Annotated in this window: 21 protein-coding genes and 1 pseudogene; 21 read left to right on the forward strand and 1 reads right to left on the reverse strand. The window is 69.3% G+C overall.

What is annotated here, in order from left to right; all coding sequences use genetic code 11:
• Positions 1-199 precede the first annotated feature (199 nt).
• From rpsH to ACFSL4_RS12200, 17 genes and pseudogenes are all read left to right on the forward strand, one after another.
• A complete protein-coding gene (rpsH, locus tag ACFSL4_RS12120) occupies positions 200-598 on the forward strand; it encodes a 30S ribosomal protein S8 (RefSeq protein ID WP_381081508.1) in 399 nt (132 codons plus the stop codon).
• 24 nt (positions 599-622) lie between these two features.
• On the forward strand, positions 623-1,162 hold the full coding sequence (rplF, locus tag ACFSL4_RS12125; RefSeq protein ID WP_381081510.1) for a 50S ribosomal protein L6: 540 nt from the start codon (positions 623-625) through the stop codon (positions 1,160-1,162).
• Positions 1,163-1,165: 3 nt separating this feature from the next.
• Positions 1,166-1,549, forward strand: coding sequence for a 50S ribosomal protein L18 (rplR, locus tag ACFSL4_RS12130; protein WP_381081512.1), 384 nt, complete (start codon positions 1,166-1,168; stop codon positions 1,547-1,549).
• A 37-nt stretch (positions 1,550-1,586) separates the two neighbouring features.
• On the forward strand, positions 1,587-2,192 hold the full coding sequence (rpsE, locus tag ACFSL4_RS12135; protein WP_009190144.1) for a 30S ribosomal protein S5: 606 nt from the start codon (positions 1,587-1,589) through the stop codon (positions 2,190-2,192).
• Entirely contained in the window at positions 2,192-2,374 is a 183-nt protein-coding gene (gene rpmD / locus ACFSL4_RS12140) for a 50S ribosomal protein L30 (protein ID WP_381081514.1), read from the forward strand. Before rpsE ends, rpmD begins: the two co-directional genes overlap by 1 nt.
• Before the next feature lie 2 nt (positions 2,375-2,376).
• Positions 2,377-2,832 (forward strand): 50S ribosomal protein L15, encoded by a 456-nt coding sequence (gene rplO, locus ACFSL4_RS12145; protein ID WP_381081516.1) that lies wholly within the window; start codon positions 2,377-2,379, stop codon positions 2,830-2,832.
• Positions 2,833-3,075: 243 nt separating this feature from the next.
• Positions 3,076-4,389, forward strand: coding sequence for a preprotein translocase subunit SecY (gene secY, locus ACFSL4_RS12150; RefSeq protein ID WP_381081518.1), 1,314 nt, complete (start codon positions 3,076-3,078; stop codon positions 4,387-4,389).
• Positions 4,389-5,051, forward strand: coding sequence for an adenylate kinase (locus tag ACFSL4_RS12155; protein ID WP_381081520.1), 663 nt, complete (start codon positions 4,389-4,391; stop codon positions 5,049-5,051). The genes secY and ACFSL4_RS12155 overlap by 1 nt, the downstream gene beginning before the upstream one ends.
• A 142-nt stretch (positions 5,052-5,193) precedes the next feature.
• On the forward strand, positions 5,194-6,030 hold the full coding sequence (gene map, locus ACFSL4_RS12160; RefSeq protein ID WP_381081522.1) for a type I methionyl aminopeptidase: 837 nt from the start codon (positions 5,194-5,196) through the stop codon (positions 6,028-6,030).
• A gap of 140 nt (positions 6,031-6,170) precedes the next feature.
• The gene (infA, locus tag ACFSL4_RS12165) at positions 6,171-6,392 is read left to right on the forward strand and encodes a translation initiation factor IF-1 (protein WP_003948620.1); all 222 of its coding nucleotides are present in this window, start codon (positions 6,171-6,173) and stop codon (positions 6,390-6,392) included.
• 60 nt (positions 6,393-6,452) lie between these two features.
• The gene (gene rpmJ / locus ACFSL4_RS12170) at positions 6,453-6,566 is read left to right on the forward strand and encodes a 50S ribosomal protein L36 (protein WP_003998809.1); all 114 of its coding nucleotides are present in this window, start codon (positions 6,453-6,455) and stop codon (positions 6,564-6,566) included.
• 190 nt (positions 6,567-6,756) lie between these two features.
• Positions 6,757-7,137, forward strand: a complete 381-nt coding sequence (gene rpsM, locus ACFSL4_RS12175) for a 30S ribosomal protein S13 (RefSeq protein ID WP_381081524.1) — start codon at positions 6,757-6,759, stop codon at positions 7,135-7,137.
• 64 nt (positions 7,138-7,201) lie between these two features.
• Positions 7,202-7,606, forward strand: a complete 405-nt coding sequence (rpsK, locus tag ACFSL4_RS12180; protein WP_003956432.1) for a 30S ribosomal protein S11 — start codon at positions 7,202-7,204, stop codon at positions 7,604-7,606.
• Between the two features lie 144 nt (positions 7,607-7,750).
• Positions 7,751-8,773: a DNA-directed RNA polymerase subunit alpha gene (locus ACFSL4_RS12185; protein ID WP_003966937.1), complete on the forward strand. Its 1,023-nt coding sequence runs from the start codon at positions 7,751-7,753 to the stop codon at positions 8,771-8,773.
• Positions 8,774-9,212: 439 nt separating this feature from the next.
• A complete protein-coding gene (rplQ, locus tag ACFSL4_RS12190; protein ID WP_381081526.1) occupies positions 9,213-9,704 on the forward strand; it encodes a 50S ribosomal protein L17 in 492 nt (163 codons plus the stop codon).
• Between the two features lie 72 nt (positions 9,705-9,776).
• Positions 9,777-10,640, forward strand: coding sequence for a tRNA pseudouridine(38-40) synthase TruA (gene truA / locus ACFSL4_RS12195; RefSeq protein WP_381081528.1), 864 nt, complete (start codon positions 9,777-9,779; stop codon positions 10,638-10,640).
• A 62-nt stretch (positions 10,641-10,702) separates the two neighbouring features.
• A pseudogene (locus tag ACFSL4_RS12200) lies at positions 10,703-10,807 on the forward strand (poly-gamma-glutamate biosynthesis protein PgsC/CapC); the annotation flags it as partial.
• A gap of 122 nt (positions 10,808-10,929) precedes the next feature.
• Here ACFSL4_RS12200 and ACFSL4_RS12205 read toward each other — a convergent pair.
• Positions 10,930-11,805, reverse strand: coding sequence for a hypothetical protein (locus ACFSL4_RS12205; RefSeq protein WP_381081530.1), 876 nt, complete (start codon positions 11,803-11,805; stop codon positions 10,930-10,932).
• A 427-nt stretch (positions 11,806-12,232) separates the two neighbouring features.
• Here ACFSL4_RS12205 and rplM point away from each other — a divergent pair, with 427 nt between their 5' ends.
• The 4 genes from rplM to ACFSL4_RS12225 all read left to right on the forward strand — a co-directional run bounded on the left by rplM (position 12,233) and on the right by ACFSL4_RS12225 (position 15,849).
• Positions 12,233-12,676 carry a 50S ribosomal protein L13 gene (rplM, locus tag ACFSL4_RS12210; protein WP_381081532.1) on the forward strand — a complete coding sequence of 148 codons (444 nt, stop codon included), beginning with the start codon at positions 12,233-12,235 and terminating at the stop codon, positions 12,674-12,676.
• A gap of 42 nt (positions 12,677-12,718) precedes the next feature.
• Positions 12,719-13,231 (forward strand): 30S ribosomal protein S9, encoded by a 513-nt coding sequence (gene rpsI / locus ACFSL4_RS12215; RefSeq protein WP_381081535.1) that lies wholly within the window; start codon positions 12,719-12,721, stop codon positions 13,229-13,231.
• 255 nt (positions 13,232-13,486) lie between these two features.
• Positions 13,487-14,845, forward strand: coding sequence for a phosphoglucosamine mutase (gene glmM / locus ACFSL4_RS12220; protein WP_381081537.1), 1,359 nt, complete (start codon positions 13,487-13,489; stop codon positions 14,843-14,845).
• Between the two features lie 497 nt (positions 14,846-15,342).
• Positions 15,343-15,849 carry a hypothetical protein gene (locus tag ACFSL4_RS12225; RefSeq protein ID WP_381081539.1) on the forward strand — a complete coding sequence of 169 codons (507 nt, stop codon included), beginning with the start codon at positions 15,343-15,345 and terminating at the stop codon, positions 15,847-15,849.
• Positions 15,850-15,859: the final 10 nt, after the last annotated feature.

The raw sequence follows: 15,859 nt of genomic DNA on the forward strand, positions 1-15,859 counted from the left end.
CGGGTTGATCCAGGGCTCTCGGTAAGCAATGGGCCGGCAGGCGGCCCGCCCCACATGCCGTAGGCTTGGGGGGTTGGGCGTCTGCCGCCCGTACGACTTACTACGCCGTAGGTCCACCGCGCCGCACCCGTCCCGTCTCGGATCGGGGAGAGGGATGGCGCACCAGGAAACCCCGGCGAGAGAGGCCGAAGGCCAATTCATGACCATGACTGATCCGATCGCAGACATGCTCACGCGTCTGCGGAACGCGAACTCGGCGTACCACGACACCGTGGCGATGCCGCACTCGAAGATCAAGTCGCACATCGCGGAGATCCTCCAGCAGGAGGGCTTCATCACGGGCTGGCGCGTCGAGGACGCAGAGGTCGGCAAGAACCTCGTCCTGGACCTGAAGTTCGGCCCCAACCGTGAGCGCTCCATCGCGGGCATCAAGCGGATCTCCAAGCCCGGTCTGCGGGTTTACGCGAAGTCCACCAACCTGCCGAAGGTGCTCGGCGGCCTCGGCGTGGCGATCATCTCCACGTCCCACGGGCTCCTCACCGACAAGCAGGCCGGCAAGAAGGGCGTAGGCGGAGAAGTCCTCGCCTACGTCTGGTAACGGAAGGGAACGGAGGAAACAGCTATGTCGCGCATCGGCAAGCTCCCCATCGCGGTTCCCGCCGGCGTGGACGTCACCATCGACGGCCGTACGGTCTCGGTCAAGGGCCCCAAGGGCGAGCTGACCCACACCGTCGCCACGCCGATCGAGGTCGTCAAGGGCGAGGACGGCACCCTCCAGGTGACGCGCCCCAACGACGAGCGTCAGAACAAGGCCCTGCACGGCCTGTCCCGCACGCTGGTGGCGAACATGATCACCGGCGTGACCCAGGGTTACGTGAAGAAGCTCGAGATCAGCGGTGTCGGTTACCGCGTGACCGCCAAGGGCTCGAACCTGGAGTTCGCGCTCGGCTACAGCCACCCGATCACCGTCGAGGCGCCCGAGGGCATCACCTTCAAGGTGGAGACCCCGACCCGTTTCCAGGTCGAGGGCATTGACAAGCAGAAGGTCGGCGAGGTCGCGGCCAACATCCGCAAGCTGCGCAAGCCCGACCCGTACAAGGCCAAGGGCGTCAAGTACGAGGGCGAAGTCATCCGCCGCAAGGTCGGAAAGGCGGGTAAGTAAGCCATGGCATACGGGCAGAAGATCCTCAAGGGCGACGCCTACAAGCGCGCCGCGATCAAGCGCCGCCACATCCGGATCCGCAAGCGGATCGAGGGTACGGCGGAGCGCCCCCGTCTGGTCGTGACCCGCTCCAACCGCCACATCGTGGCGCAGGTGATCGACGACCTGAAGGGCCACACCCTGGCGTCGGCGTCCACCCTGGACGCGTCGATCCGCGGCGGCGAGGGCGACAAGTCCGCGCAGGCCAAGCAGGTCGGCGCCCTGGTCGCCGAGCGTGCCAAGGCCGCCGGTGTCGAGGCCGTCGTGTTCGACCGTGGTGGCAACCAGTACGCCGGGCGCATCGCCGCCCTGGCGGACGCCGCCCGCGAAGCCGGGCTCAGGTTCTGAGCCGCCGTAGCTAGCGGAAAAGAGAGAGGTAAATCCAATGGCTGGACCCCAGCGCCGCGGTGGCGGTGCCGGTGGCGGCGAGCGGCGGGACCGGAAGGGCCGTGACGGCGGCGCTGCTGCCGCCGAGAAGACCGCGTACGTTGAGCGCGTCGTCGCGATCAACCGCGTCGCCAAGGTTGTGAAGGGTGGTCGTCGCTTCAGCTTCACCGCGCTGGTCGTGGTGGGCGACGGTGACGGCACCGTGGGTGTCGGATACGGCAAGGCCAAGGAGGTGCCGGCCGCCATCGCCAAGGGCGTAGAGGAGGCCAAGAAGCACTTCTTCAAGGTCCCCCGGATCCAGGGCACCATCCCGCACCCGATCCAGGGTGAGAAGGCTGCCGGCGTCGTGCTGCTCAAGCCCGCGTCGCCCGGTACCGGTGTGATCGCCGGCGGCCCGGTGCGTGCCGTGCTCGAATGCGCCGGCATCCACGACGTGCTGTCGAAGTCGCTCGGCTCCGACAACGCGATCAACATCGTGCACGCGACCGTGGAGGCCCTCAAGGGTCTGCAGCGCCCCGAGGAGATCGCGGCCCGCCGCGGTCTGCCGCTCGAGGACGTCGCCCCCGCGGCCCTGCTGCGTGCGCGTGCCGGGGCGGGTGCGTGATGGCACAGCTCAAGATCACCCAGGTGAAGTCGTACATCGGCAGCAAGCAGAACCACCGTGAGACCCTGCGCTCGCTCGGCCTGAAGCGGCTCGGCGACGTGGTCGTCAAGGAGGATCGTCCCGAGTTCCGCGGCATGGTGCACACCGTCCGCCACCTCGTGACGGTCGAGGAGGTCGACTGATCATGGCGGAGCAGAACCCGCTCAAGGTCCACAACCTCCGTCCCGCCCCGGGCGCCAAGACCGCCAAGACCCGCGTCGGTCGTGGTGAGGCGTCGAAGGGTAAGACGGCCGGTCGTGGTACCAAGGGCACGAAGGCCCGCTACCAGGTTCCGGAGCGCTTCGAGGGCGGCCAGATGCCGCTGCACATGCGCCTCCCGAAGCTGAAGGGCTTCAAGAACCCGTTCAAGACCGAGTACCAGGTCGTGAACCTGGACAAGCTCGCCACCCTCTACCCCGAGGGCGGCGAGGTCACGGTCGCCGACCTGGTCGCCAAGGGCGCCGTTCGCAAGAACAGCCTCGTCAAGGTGCTCGGCCAGGGCGAGGTCTCCGTGGCGCTGCAGGTGACGGTCGACGCCGTCTCCGGCTCCGCCAAGGAGAAGATCACCGCCGCCGGCGGTACCGTCACCGAGCTCGTCTGAAACCTTCGGGCGTCTCGATGACCTGATTGATCCCGACCGGGGATACCCCACATTTGGGGTATCCCCGGTTGGTCGTTCCAAGGCAGGCGGTGCCGCCGGTAAGGTGGCTTGGACTGCCAACTTTCACAGGGTGCCGCGGTACGGGCACTCGGGGCGGCAGTCGACCGTTACCCAAGTCGTTGTTCAGTCGGAACTCAAGACCGTCACCCTTGACGCAGATGCGCGGGGGTCGCAGGAGGCACCGTGCTCACCGCGTTCGCCCGGGCGTTCAGGACGCCCGACCTGCGCAAGAAGCTGCTCTTCACGCTCGCCATCATCGTGGTGTACCGGGTCGGTACGCACATTCCGATCCCGGGCGTCGACTACAAGAGCGTCCAGACCTGTATCGACGTGGCCAAGGGCAACCAGGGCCTGTTCGGTCTGGTCAACATGTTCAGCGGCGGCGCGCTGCTGCAGATCACGGTCTTCGCCCTGGGCATCATGCCGTACATCACGGCGAGCATCATTCTCCAGCTGCTGACCGTGGTCATTCCGCGTCTGGAGGCCCTGAAGAAGGAGGGCCAGGCGGGTACGGCGAAGATCACGCAGTACACCCGTTACCTGACGGTGGCGCTGGCGATCCTCCAGGGCACCGGTCTGGTGGCCACCGCCCGCAGCGGCGCCCTGTTCCAGGGCTGCCCGGTGGCGACCTCGATCGTCCCGGACCAGTCGATCTTCACCACCATCACGATGGTCATCTGCATGACCGCCGGTACGGCCGTCGTCATGTGGCTCGGTGAGCTGATCACCGACCGCGGCATCGGCAACGGCATGTCGATCCTGATGTTCATCTCGATCGCCGCGACGTTCCCGTCCGCGCTGTGGGCCATCAAGAAGCAGGGCAACCTGGCCGGCGGGTGGATCGAGTTCGGCACCGTCATCGCCGTCGGTCTGGTCATGGTCGGCCTGGTGGTCTTCGTGGAGCAGGCCCAGCGGCGCGTCCCCGTCCAGTACGCGAAGCGCATGATCGGCCGCCGCTCCTACGGTGGTACGTCCACGTACATCCCGTTGAAGGTGAACCAGGCGGGTGTGATTCCCGTCATCTTCGCATCGTCGCTGCTCTACATCCCGGCGTTGATCGCTCAGTTCTCGAGCGGCAACTCGGGCTGGAAGACCTGGATCCAGCAGAACCTGGTCAAGGGCGATCATCCGATTTACATCACTTTGTACTTCTTGCTCATTGTGTTCTTCGCGTTCTTCTATGTGGCGATCTCGTTCAACCCCGAGGAAGTCGCGGACAACATGAAGAAGTATGGTGGCTTCATCCCGGGCATCCGGGCCGGTAGGCCCACCGCTGAGTACCTCTCGTACGTGCTCAACCGGATCACCTGGCCGGGTTCGCTGTACCTGGGTCTGATCGCTCTCGTACCGACAATGGCGTTGGTTGGCTTCGGGGCAAGCCAGAACTTCCCGTTCGGTGGGACCAGCATCCTGATCATCGTGGGTGTCGGTCTTGAGACGGTGAAGCAGATCGAGAGCCAGCTTCAGCAGCGCAATTACGAAGGGTTCCTCCGCTGATGCGAATCGTCCTCGTCGGGCCGCCCGGTGCAGGCAAGGGAACGCAGGCCGCGTTCCTCGCCGAGAACCTGTCGATCCCGCACATCTCCACGGGTGACCTGTTCCGCGCCAACATCAGCCAGCAGACGGAGCTCGGCAAGCTGGCGAAGTCCTACATGGACGCGGGCAACCTGGTTCCCGACGAGGTCACCATCGCGATGGCCAAGGACCGCATGGAGCAGCCGGACGCCGAGCACGGCTTTCTGCTCGACGGCTTCCCGCGCAACGTCTCGCAGGCTCAGGCGCTGGACGAGACGCTCAAGACCGACGGCATGAAACTGGACGCGGTGCTCGACCTGGAGGTCCCCGAGGACGAGGTGGTCAAGCGCATCGCGGGCCGCCGCGTCTGCCGCAACGAGTCGGCGCACGTCTTCCACGTCTCCTACAAGCCGCCGAAGCAGGAGGGCGTCTGCGACGTCTGCGGTGGCGAGCTGTACCAGCGGGACGACGACTCCGAGGACACCGTGCGCAAGCGGCTGGAGGTCTACCACACGCAGACCGAGCCGATCATCGACTACTACAAGGCGCAGGGCCTGGTGATCACCATCTCGGCGCTCGGCAAGGTGGACGAGGTCACCGGGCGCGCGATGGAGGCGCTCAGCCAGAAGACGGACGACAAGTAGTCGTACGTCGGCATCACCGCCGCTCTCAGGCCGCGGTTCCCCGAGGGAACCGCGGCCGAGCCGTGGGCGGAGGGGGAACGCCCGTCCGCCCGTATCGTTGTTGTAGTCCGTCCCCCTCCGGTCCAGAAAGGCCGCAGCCCCCATGGTGCAGATCAAGACCCCCGAGCAGATCGCCAAGATGCGTGAGGCCGGGCTGGTGGTCGCGGCCGTGCACGCGGCCACGCGCGAGGCTGCCGTGCCGGGTGCCACGACGAAGGACCTGGACGAGGTCGCGCGCAAGGTGCTCGACGAGCACGGGGCGAAGTCGAACTTCCTGGGGTACGGCGGCTTCCCCGCCACCATCTGCACGTCGGTGAACGAGGTCGTGGTGCACGGCATCCCGTCCGCCGAGGTCGTCCTCAAGGACGGCGACATCATCTCCATCGACGCGGGCGCGATCGTGGACGGCTGGCACGGCGACGCCGCCTTCACCGCGTTCGTGGGGTCCGGTCACGCTCCGGAGCTGGTCGAGCTGTCCCGGGTGACCGAGGAGTCCATGTGGGCCGGCATCGCTGCTATGCGGCAGGGCAACCGGCTGGTCGACATCTCGCGGGCCGTCGAGACGTACATCCGCCGGCAGCCGAAGCCGGGCGGCGGGCGGTACGGGATCGTCGAGGACTACGGCGGGCACGGCATCGGCACCGAGATGCACATGGACCCCCACCTGCTGAACTACGTGGACCGGCGGCGCGGCAAGGGGCCGAAGCTGGTGCCCGGGTTCTGCCTCGCCATCGAGCCGATGGTGTCGCTCGGGACGCCGAAGACACGGGTCCTCCAGGACGACTGGACCGTCATCACCACCGACGGCACCTGGTCCTCGCACTGGGAGCACTCCGTCGCGCTGACCGAGCGGGGCCCACTGGTCCTCACCGCGCCCGACGGCGGCAGGGCCAAGCTCGCCGAGTACGGGGTCACGGCCGCTCCCGACCCCCTTGCATAGTGATCCCGGGCTCGGGGCAGGCTTCCTCGATTCGTCTTTCCGGGGGCCCTGGCGTAGACTGACTCGTCGGCTCTCGTGCATTCGCATGTCCGCATGCGGGGCGCGCGACCGATCAAGGTAGTCGATTCGAAGGGCGAAGCGTGGCCAAGAAGCAAGGTGCCATCGAGATCGAGGGCACTGTCGTCGAGTCTCTGCCGAACGCCATGTTCAAGGTCGAGCTCCAGAACGGCCACCAGGTCCTGGCACACATCAGCGGCAAGATGCGCATGCACTACATCCGCATCCTCCCTGACGACCGGGTCGTGGTGGAGCTGTCTCCGTACGACCTGACGCGTGGCCGGATCGTCTACCGGTACAAGTAGATCTTGCCCTTGCCCCGTCTTCACGGGGTGGTGGCACTGACCCGGAGAACCTCACATCCCATGAAGGTCAAGCCGAGCGTCAAGAAGATCTGCGACAAGTGCAGGGTGATCCGCCGTCACGGCCGGGTCATGGTCATCTGCGAGAACCCGCGCCACAAGCAGCGCCAGGGCTGACGCACGACCGCACCCTCTGCGACTCGCAGGGATTCGCGCGACGCGAGCAACATGTTCATACGCAGGGCCCGGGCCTGATCCGTCAGGTCTGACACCCCCGGTCCGGAGGCCGGGGACCCAGTCCGTACCTCGTACGGCGGCTGGGAAACGGTTCTGCGGAAGACCTCCGAAGATCAACTGGAGCCATTGAATGGCACGCGTTTCCGGTGTTGACATCCCGCGCGACAAGCGCGTGGAGGTCGCCCTGACCTATGTGTTCGGCATCGGCCGGACCCTCTCCCAGCAGACGCTGGCCGCCACCGGTGTGGACCCGAACACCCGTGTTCGTGACCTCTCCGAGGAGCAGCTGATCGCGATCCGCGAGTACGTCGACAACAACATCAAGACCGAGGGTGACCTCCGTCGCGAGATCCAGGCCGACATCCGCCGCAAGGTCGAGATCGGCTGCTACCAGGGCCTGCGGCACCGTCGCGGTCTTCCCGTCCGCGGCCAGCGCACCAGCACCAACGCTCGCACCCGCAAGGGTCCGCGTCGCGCCATCGCCGGCAAGAAGAAGCCGGGCAAGAAGTAGTCCGCAGCGGACATCTGTCCACGGTCTTCGCTGTAGGACCGACCACCTCCCTAGGAGATAGAGGATGCCCCCCAAGGGACGTCAGGGCGCTGCCAAGAAGGTGCGCCGCAAGGAAAAGAAGAACGTCGCTCACGGCCACGCGCACATCAAGAGCACGTTCAACAACACGATCGTCTCGATCACGGACCCGTCCGGCAACGTGATCTCCTGGGCCTCCGCCGGCCACGTCGGCTTCAAGGGCTCCCGGAAGTCCACGCCGTTCGCCGCGCAGATGGCCGCCGAGTCGGCCGCGCGCCGTGCCCAGGAGCACGGCATGCGCAAGGTCGACGTCTTCGTGAAGGGCCCGGGTTCCGGTCGTGAGACCGCGATCCGTTCCCTCCAGGCCACGGGCCTGGAGGTCGGTTCCATCCAGGACGTCACCCCGACCCCGCACAACGGCTGCCGTCCGCCGAAGCGCCGCCGCGTCTGAGGCACGGCCTGCCTGGCAGGATTCGGGCGGTACGCTCCGTGTTCGGGTCGTACCGCCCGTACCCTTGCAGTACCCGCACTCTTTCGGTGCGGTCCGTCGGGCGTCATATAGCGGGCGCCCACGACTGAAGGATCTGATCCACACATGCTGATCGCTCAGCGTCCCTCGTTGACCGAAGAGGTCGTCGACGAGTTCCGCTCCCGGTTCGTGATCGAGCCGCTGGAGCCGGGCTTCGGCTACACCCTCGGCAACTCCCTGCGTCGTACGCTCCTCTCCTCGATCCCGGGTGCGGCGGTCACGTCCATCCGCATCGACGGCGTTCTGCACGAGTTCACCACCGTGCCGGGCGTCAAGGAGGACGTCACCGACCTGATCCTCAACATCAAGCAGCTGGTCGTCTCCTCCGAGCACGACGAGCCGGTCGTGATGTACCTGCGCAAGCAGGGCCCGGGTCTCGTCACCGCCGCCGACATCGCGCCCCCGGCCGGTGTCGAGGTGCACAACCCCGACCTCGTCCTCGCCACGCTCAACGGCAAGGGCAAGCTGGAGATGGAGCTGACCGTCGAGCGCGGTCGCGGTTATGTCTCCGCCGTGCAGAACAAGCAGGTGGGCCAGGAGATCGGCCGTATCCCGGTCGACTCGATCTACTCGCCGGTTCTCAAGGTCACCTACAAGGTCGAGGCGACCCGTGTCGAGCAGCGCACCGACTTCGACAAGCTGATCGTCGACGTCGAGACCAAGCAGGCCATGCGTCCGCGTGACGCCATGGCGTCGGCGGGCAAGACCCTGGTCGAGCTGTTCGGCCTCGCCCGCGAGCTGAACATCGACGCCGAGGGCATCGACATGGGTCCGTCCCCGACGGACGCCGCCCTCGCCGCCGACCTGGCGCTGCCGATCGAGGAGCTGGAGCTCACCGTCCGCTCCTACAACTGCCTCAAGCGCGAGGGCATCCACTCGGTGGGCGAACTCGTGGCCCGCTCCGAGGCGGACCTGCTGGACATCCGCAACTTCGGCGCGAAGTCCATCGACGAGGTCAAGGCGAAGCTGGCCGGCATGGGCCTGGCCCTGAAGGACAGCCCGCCCGGATTCGACCCGACCGCCGCCGCGGACGCCTTCGGCGCCGACGACGACGCGGACGCCGGGTTCGTCGAGACCGAGCAGTACTGATCGCCACCGGCGGGGCGCGGGGTTTCCCCGCCTCGCCGGGACGATTCTCCGGGGCTGCGCCCCCGGGCCCTGGGACCTCGGTCCCGGAAACCCGGCTCTCGGGCCGGAACGGCGCGGGGCGGCGTGCCCGGTCCTCCGGCCCCGGCCCAACGGGCAGGGAGCGCGCTGCCTGTACTCCGGCTTTCGGGCCGGGACGGGGCCGTTCCTCATGTACCGGCCGTCCGGCCGGGAGGTGGGGGACGGTGCCCGACGCCTCCGGCTTCCGGGCCGGGGGGACGGCGGGGCCGCGGCCCCGCCCATGCGGGCCGTGTCCCGCACCCGCGGGGTGCACCCCGCCGCCAGACCTCCGGGTTCGCCCGGATCTCCGACGGGCGACCGCCCGCTCGGATACTGACTCCGGTACCTGACACGGCCGGGGCAGACACCTAGGAGAAACACGATGCCGAAGCCCACCAAGGGTGCCCGTATGGGCGGCAGTGCCGCGCACGAGAAGCTGCTCCTCGCGAACCTCGCGAAGTCGCTGTTCGAGCACGGCCGTATCACCACCACCGAGGCGAAGGCCCGCCGCCTGCGCCCGTACGCGGAGCGTCTGATCACCAAGGCGAAGAAGGGCGACCTTCACAACCGCCGCCAGGTGCTCCAGGTCATCACGGACAAGAGCATCGTCCACACGCTCTTCACCGAGATCGGCCCGCGCTACGAGAACCGGCCCGGTGGTTACACCCGCATCACCAAGATCGGCAACCGCCGTGGCGACAACGCGCCCATGGCCGTCATCGAGCTGGTCGAGGCGCTGACGGTGCAGCAGAAGGCCGTCGGCGAGGCCGAGGCGGCGACCAAGCGCGCCGTCAAGGAGACCGAGACCGCCAAGGCGGAGGAGGCCACCGAGGCTCCGGCCGCGGAGGCCGCCGTGGAGTCCGAGGACGCCTGAGGCACCGCCGAACGCTGAGCGGGTCCGTCCCTCGGGACGGGCCCGCTTTCGCGTACCTGAGAGGATCTCGACGTGAGTGACGAAGTACAGCCCGGTGACATCCGCGTCCGCCTCGACCTCTCCTACGACGGCAGCGGCTTCCACGGCTGGGCCAAGCAGGCGGGTGGCCGACGGACCGTCCAGGCGGAGATCGAGGACGCCCTGCGCACCGTCACCCGGACCCGGGACGCGGCCTGTGAGCTGACCGTGGCCGGGCGCACCGACGCCGGGGTGCACGCTCGGGGACAGGTCGCCCATGTCGATCTGCCACGGGAGGTGTGGGCGGAACACCACGGGAAGCTGCTGAAGCGGCTCGCCGGGCGCCTGCCCAAGGACGTGCGGGTGTGGGCCCTCAGGGAGGCGCCCAGCGGTTTCGACGCCCGTTTCTCCGCGGTCTGGCGGCGGTACGCGTACCGGGTCACCGACAACCCGGGCGGGGTCGACCCCCTGCTGCGAGGCCATGTGCTGTGGCACGACTGGCCGCTCGACGTCGACGCCATGAACGAGGCGGCCCGGCGGCTGATCGGCGAGCACGACTTCGCCGCCTACTGCAAGCGGCGCGAGGGGGCCACCACGATCCGTACGCTCCAGGAGCTGAGCCTGGTGCGCGGCGGCGACGGGATCATCACCGCCACCGTCCGCGCGGACGCCTTCTGCCACAACATGGTGCGGTCGCTGATCGGGGCGCTGCTGTTCGTGGGGGACGGGCACCGCGCGCCCGACTGGCCGGGAAAGGTGCTGGACGCCGGCGTACGGGACTCGGCCGTGCACGTCGTACGGCCGCACGGGCTGACGCTGGAGGAGGTCGGTTACCCGGCCGACGAGCTGCTGGCCGCCCGGAGCAGGGAGGCACGGAACAAGCGGTCCCTGCCGGGAGCGGCCACGGGCTGCTGCTGAGTGGCAGATCGTCCTGCAGGGCATGTACGACGCCCCGCCGGACCCGGGCGTGCTCTCCGTGGAGCGCTGTGGTCGTAGGCGTCACGGCACTGACCTGCGCGGACACCGAGGCCATGCAGCGGCTGGTGATCCTCTACGGCAAGCGGCTGTTCGCCGCGGTGGTGCTTCCGGATGCCTCCTCCAGTACGTGCAGGGCGCGCCGGTGAAGAAGGAGGCGCAGGGCGTCGCCCACGCGGGCGACGCGGACTTCTGAACGGAACGCCCGCGCCGCCGGGAGCACGGGCCCCGGCTACCGGTTGGACGCCGCCGACGCCTGGGCCTCGCCGCGGCGGCGGATCTGGCGGAACGCGAACTCCGCCAGGTCGTCGCCGGCCGCGAAGACCTTCGCGTCCTTGACCGTCACGTCCTTGCCGTCGGTGAAGCCGGCGAGCGTGAAGTACGCGTAGCGGCCGTAGGAGTTGGTGGTGGAGCGGCAGATCGCCGTACGGCAGAACGTGGGCACGCCCTGACCGGTCAGCGAGGCGAGGATGCTCTTGCCGTCCGCCTGCTGCTTGGCCTTCGTCGCCTGGGCCGCGGTGTCGAAGAGGGCCACGCCGACCGTCACCGCGACGCCGTCCTTGGTGTACGTGGCGCGCATGACGCGGGTGCAGCCGTTCTTGGTGAGCACCGCGGGCAGCGTCCCGCGCACGGCCGACGCGCACTTCGTCGTGGAGGCGGTGGGGCCTTTCTTGTAGACGTTCGTGTCCATGGTCAGCTGGGTGCCCGGGAAGAGCGTGTTCGCGCTGATGGGGGCGGTGTCCTTCGCCGCGCTGGAGATGAAGTCCATCGGGTCCAGCGGGGGAGGGGCCGAGGTCGGCGCGAACGACGGATCGGCGTCGGCACTCTGGCTGGGGATGTCCGCCGTGCCGGGCAGGTCACGGGTGGGTTTGTTCGACGCCTGGGCGTCGCCGTTCGCGGACACGACCGCCACGGCGACGGCGGTGCCCACCGCGACCGTGGCCAGGGCGCCGCCCAGGATCAGCAGCAGGCGGCGGCGCCTGTTGCGTGCCTCCGAGGCCTCGGCGAGCGCGGCCCAGTCCGGGGTGCCGCTCTGGCTTCCCCACGGTGACTGCTGGGAACTCGGTTTCCAGGGATCCCACTGGGGCTCCCCCTGCCCATAACTCATGCGGCGCATCTTAGACGGGGCACGGGGCGCCTTGTGCCGGCCCGGAGAGCCGGGAAACCGGGGGAGCCGGGGCTTTGCGGGGCCTGTGCTGGAATCTCCCCCTCCGCCCGCGTGCGGCCGTCCGGGCCGGGGCCGTCCTGTTCGCCGGCACCTCTCCTCCGCGGCCGGGTACACGCGGTGACCCCCCGGGGCGCCCGCGGGGCGGCGGCACCGCCGTTTTGACCCGTCCGGGCGCCCCCGTTATCCTGGCTGTTCGTTATGTGTATTGGCTTGCTCATTCTCACGTGAGGGGCCCTTACACCGGTCCACCGGGCCGATGACCAGCGACCAGCACGCGGTTTGCGTCACCGCGGTGCGGTCAGGGCTGTCGTGATCGTCTTCGGTGACCTTGTCAGGAACCTCACTGAAGAAGCGAAGGCTACGAACCGTGCGTACGTACAGCCCCAAGCCCGGCGATGTGACGCGTCAGTGGCACGTCATCGACGCTCAGGACGTCGTCCTGGGCCGTCTGGCCACCACCGCCGCCACACTTCTGCGCGGCAAGCACAAGCCGATCTACGCGCCCCACGTGGACACCGGCGACTTCGTCATCATCATCAACGCGGACAAGGTCCACCTGTCCGGCAACAAGCGGACCCAGAAGATGGCGTACCGCCACTCCGGTTACCCGGGCGGTCTGCGCTCGGTCCGCTACGACGACCTGCTGGCGAAGAACCCGGAGAAGGCCGTGGAGAAGGCCGTCAAGGGCATGCTCCCCAAGAACTCCCTGGGCCGTCAGATGCTCTCGAAGCTGAAGGTCTACTCGGGCGACCAGCACCCGCACGCCGCCCAGCAGCCGGTGCCGTACGAGATCAGCCAGGTCGCGCAGTAAGTCCGGCCACCCCCTAAGACCGAAGAGAATCTGAGGAGCATCGTGGCCGAGACCACTGCCGAGCAGCCGCTCGAAGAGCTTGACATCGACAGCTACACCACCGAGACCGAGGTCCCGCTGGAGGGTGAGTACACCTCCGAGTCCCTCGCCTCCCACTTCGGTGAGGCCCAGCCCGCCGCCGGCCTGGGCCGCCGCAAGAACGCCATCGCCCGCGTCCGGATCGTTCCGGGCTCCGGCAAGTGGAAGATCAACGGTCGCACCCTCGAGGACTACTTCCCGAACAAGGTGCACCAGCAGGAAGTGAACGAGCCCTTCAAGGTGCTCGAGCTCGAGGGCCGCTACGACGTCATCGCCCGCATCGCCGGTGGCGGTGTCTCCGGCCAGGCCGGTGCGCTCCGTCTCGGTGTCGCCCGCGCGCTGAACGAGGCGGACGTCGACAACAACCGCGGCCCGCTGAAGAAGGCGGGCTTCCTGCGCCGCGACGACCGTGCGGTCGAGCGCAAGAAGGCCGGTCTGAAGAAGGCCCGCAAGGCGCCGCAGTACAGCAAGCGCTGACGCGTCCACTGGTCGCAGGCGTCCGCGCCTGCCGCAAGCCCGTATCGCCCCGGCTGCACGCTCTGTGCCGCCGGGGCGGTTCGTTTACGGGGGATGGTTGCTTAACACGGGCTTATGGAGCAATTCCGGCAGTCCCGTGGCGGGGACCGGGGATAGGTCCTGAAGGCGAGGTCCGGGCGACCCATATACGTAACCGGTCGCTCTCCGGACACTCGGCATGAGCCGCACATTCGCAGCAAGTTCGGAGGACAGACAGTGGGACGACTCTTCGGCACGGACGGCGTGCGCGGTGTCGCCAACGCGGACCTGACGGCCGAGATGGCACTCGGGCTCTCCGTGGCGGCGGCCCACGTGCTTGCCGAGGCGGGCACGTTCGAGGGCCACCGGCCGAGGGCGGTCGTCGGGCGGGACCCCCGTGCGTCCGGGGAGTTCCTGGAGGCCGCCGTGGTCGCCGGTCTGGCCAGCGCCGGAGTGGACGTGCTGCGCGTCGGCGTGCTGCCCACCCCGGCCGTCGCCCACCTGACCGGCGCGCTCGGCGCCGACCTCGGTGTGATGCTCTCCGCCAGCCACAACGCCATGCCCGACAACGGCATCAAGTTCTTCGCCCGCGGCGGGCACAAGCTCGCCGACGAACTGGAGGACCGGATCGAGGCCGTGTACGAGGAGCACCGCACCGGCGCCCCCTGGGACCGGCCCACGGGCTCCGGGGTGGGCCGGGTGAAGGCGTACGACGAGGGCTTCGACCAGTACGTGGCCCACCTCCTGGACGCCCTCCCGAACCGGCTCGACGGGCTCAGGATCGTCCTCGACGAGGCGCACGGCGCCGCCGCCCGGGTCTCGCCCGAGGCGTTCACCCGCGCGGGCGCGCGGGTCGTCACGATCGGCGCCGAGCCGGACGGGCTCAACATCAACGACGGCTGCGGCTCCACCCACCTGGACCGGCTGCGCGCCGCCGTCGTCGAGCACGGCGCCGACCTCGGCATCGCGCACGACGGCGACGCCGACCGCTGCCTCGCCGTGGACCACACGGGTGAGGAGGTGGACGGCGACCAGATCCTGGCCGTGCTCGCGCTGGCGATGCGGGAGCGTTCCGTGCTGCGCTCCGACACCGTCGTCGCGACCGTCATGTCGAACCTCGGCTTCAAGCTCGCCCTGGAGCGCGAGGGGCTCAAGCTCGTGCAGACCGCCGTCGGCGACCGGTACGTCCTGGAGGAGATGAAGGACAAGGGCTACACCCTCGGCGGTGAGCAGTCCGGCCATGTCATCGCCCTCGACCACGCCACCACCGGCGACGGCACGCTGACCGGCCTGCTGCTGGCTGCACGGGTGGCCGAGACCGGCCGGACGCTCAGGGACCTCGCGTCCGTGATGGAGCGGCTGCCGCAGGTCCTTGTGAACGTGCCGGACGTCGACAAGTCCCGTGTCGCGTCGTCCGCGGACCTGGCCGCCGCCGTCGCCGAGGCCGAGCGGGAGCTCGGCTCCACCGGGCGGATCCTGCTGCGGCCCTCGGGCACCGAGCCGCTGGTGCGGGTGATGGTCGAGGCCGCCGACATCGACCAGGCCAGGTCGGTCGCGGGGCGGCTCGCCGACGTGGTGAAGTCCGCGCTCGGCTGATCGGACCGAACGGCCGGGGCCGGGCTGCTGTGACGGGGCCTTGTGCGCCGACCAGTGTGATGCAGGGTTGCGCGCTGGGGTACACCGTTGCCGGCCCCGGCCCCGGCCCCGGCCCCGGCCCCGGCCCCGGTCCCGGCCCCGGTCCCGGCCCTGGTCCCGGCCCTGGTCCCGGCCCTGGTCCCGGCCCCGGTCCCGGCCCCGGTCCCGGCCCTGGTCCCGGCCCTGGTCCCGGTCCCGGCCCCGGTTGCGGTTCCGGCCCTGGTCCCGGTCCCGGCCCTGGCCCTGGCCCCGGTTCCGGTCCTGGCCCCGGTCCCTGGCCCTGGCCCCGGTTCCGGTCCTGGCCCCGGTTCCGGCCCCGGCCCCGGCCCCGGCCCCGGCCCCGGCCCCGGCCCCGGTCCCGGTTCTGGCCGCGGCCCCGGTCGTACGGCGGGAGCGGCCGCGTGAGGTGAACGCGGCCGTGATCACCAGGAGATCTGCGGACGCTACTGTTCCGTCCTGTGACGAGGCGAAGCGTGTCGTGGGCGAGTGGAAGCGGACGGCGGACGGCGGCGGCCCTCATGCTGGTGTGGGCCGCGACGTGCGGCACGGCCGACGCCGCCGGTTCCGCGGCCGCCACCGCGGTGTCCTGGGACCAGGGCAAAGCGGCCGTGGCCGTGGCGGCACAGGCGCGCGCCCAGGAACTGGCCGCATGGGAGGCGCAGCGCGCGTCGGCCTACGAGGTGGCCGTGCGACGGGCTGTGCTTGAAGCCGAACTGGCCGCGGCACGGGCGCGAGCGGAACGGGCACGGGGCGGGGGGTCCGCCACGCGGGGAACCGGCTCATCGCCTGCGGGACAGGGTGCCGCCGGCGGCACCGCGGGAACGGACTGGGGCGCGACGATCGCCAAGGAGCTGAGCACCCCGCACCCCCGGCCCGAGAGCACGCCTCAGGTGGACCCTGAGCACCAGCAGTTGGTGGAGGACTCCTTCACCCGTCCTGTTGCGGAGTTCACCGGGATGCCGTGACGGGACCCGC

The organism is Streptomyces caeni (genome assembly GCF_042678285.1).
Classification (GTDB): domain Bacteria; phylum Actinomycetota; class Actinomycetes; order Streptomycetales; family Streptomycetaceae; genus Streptomyces; species Streptomyces caeni.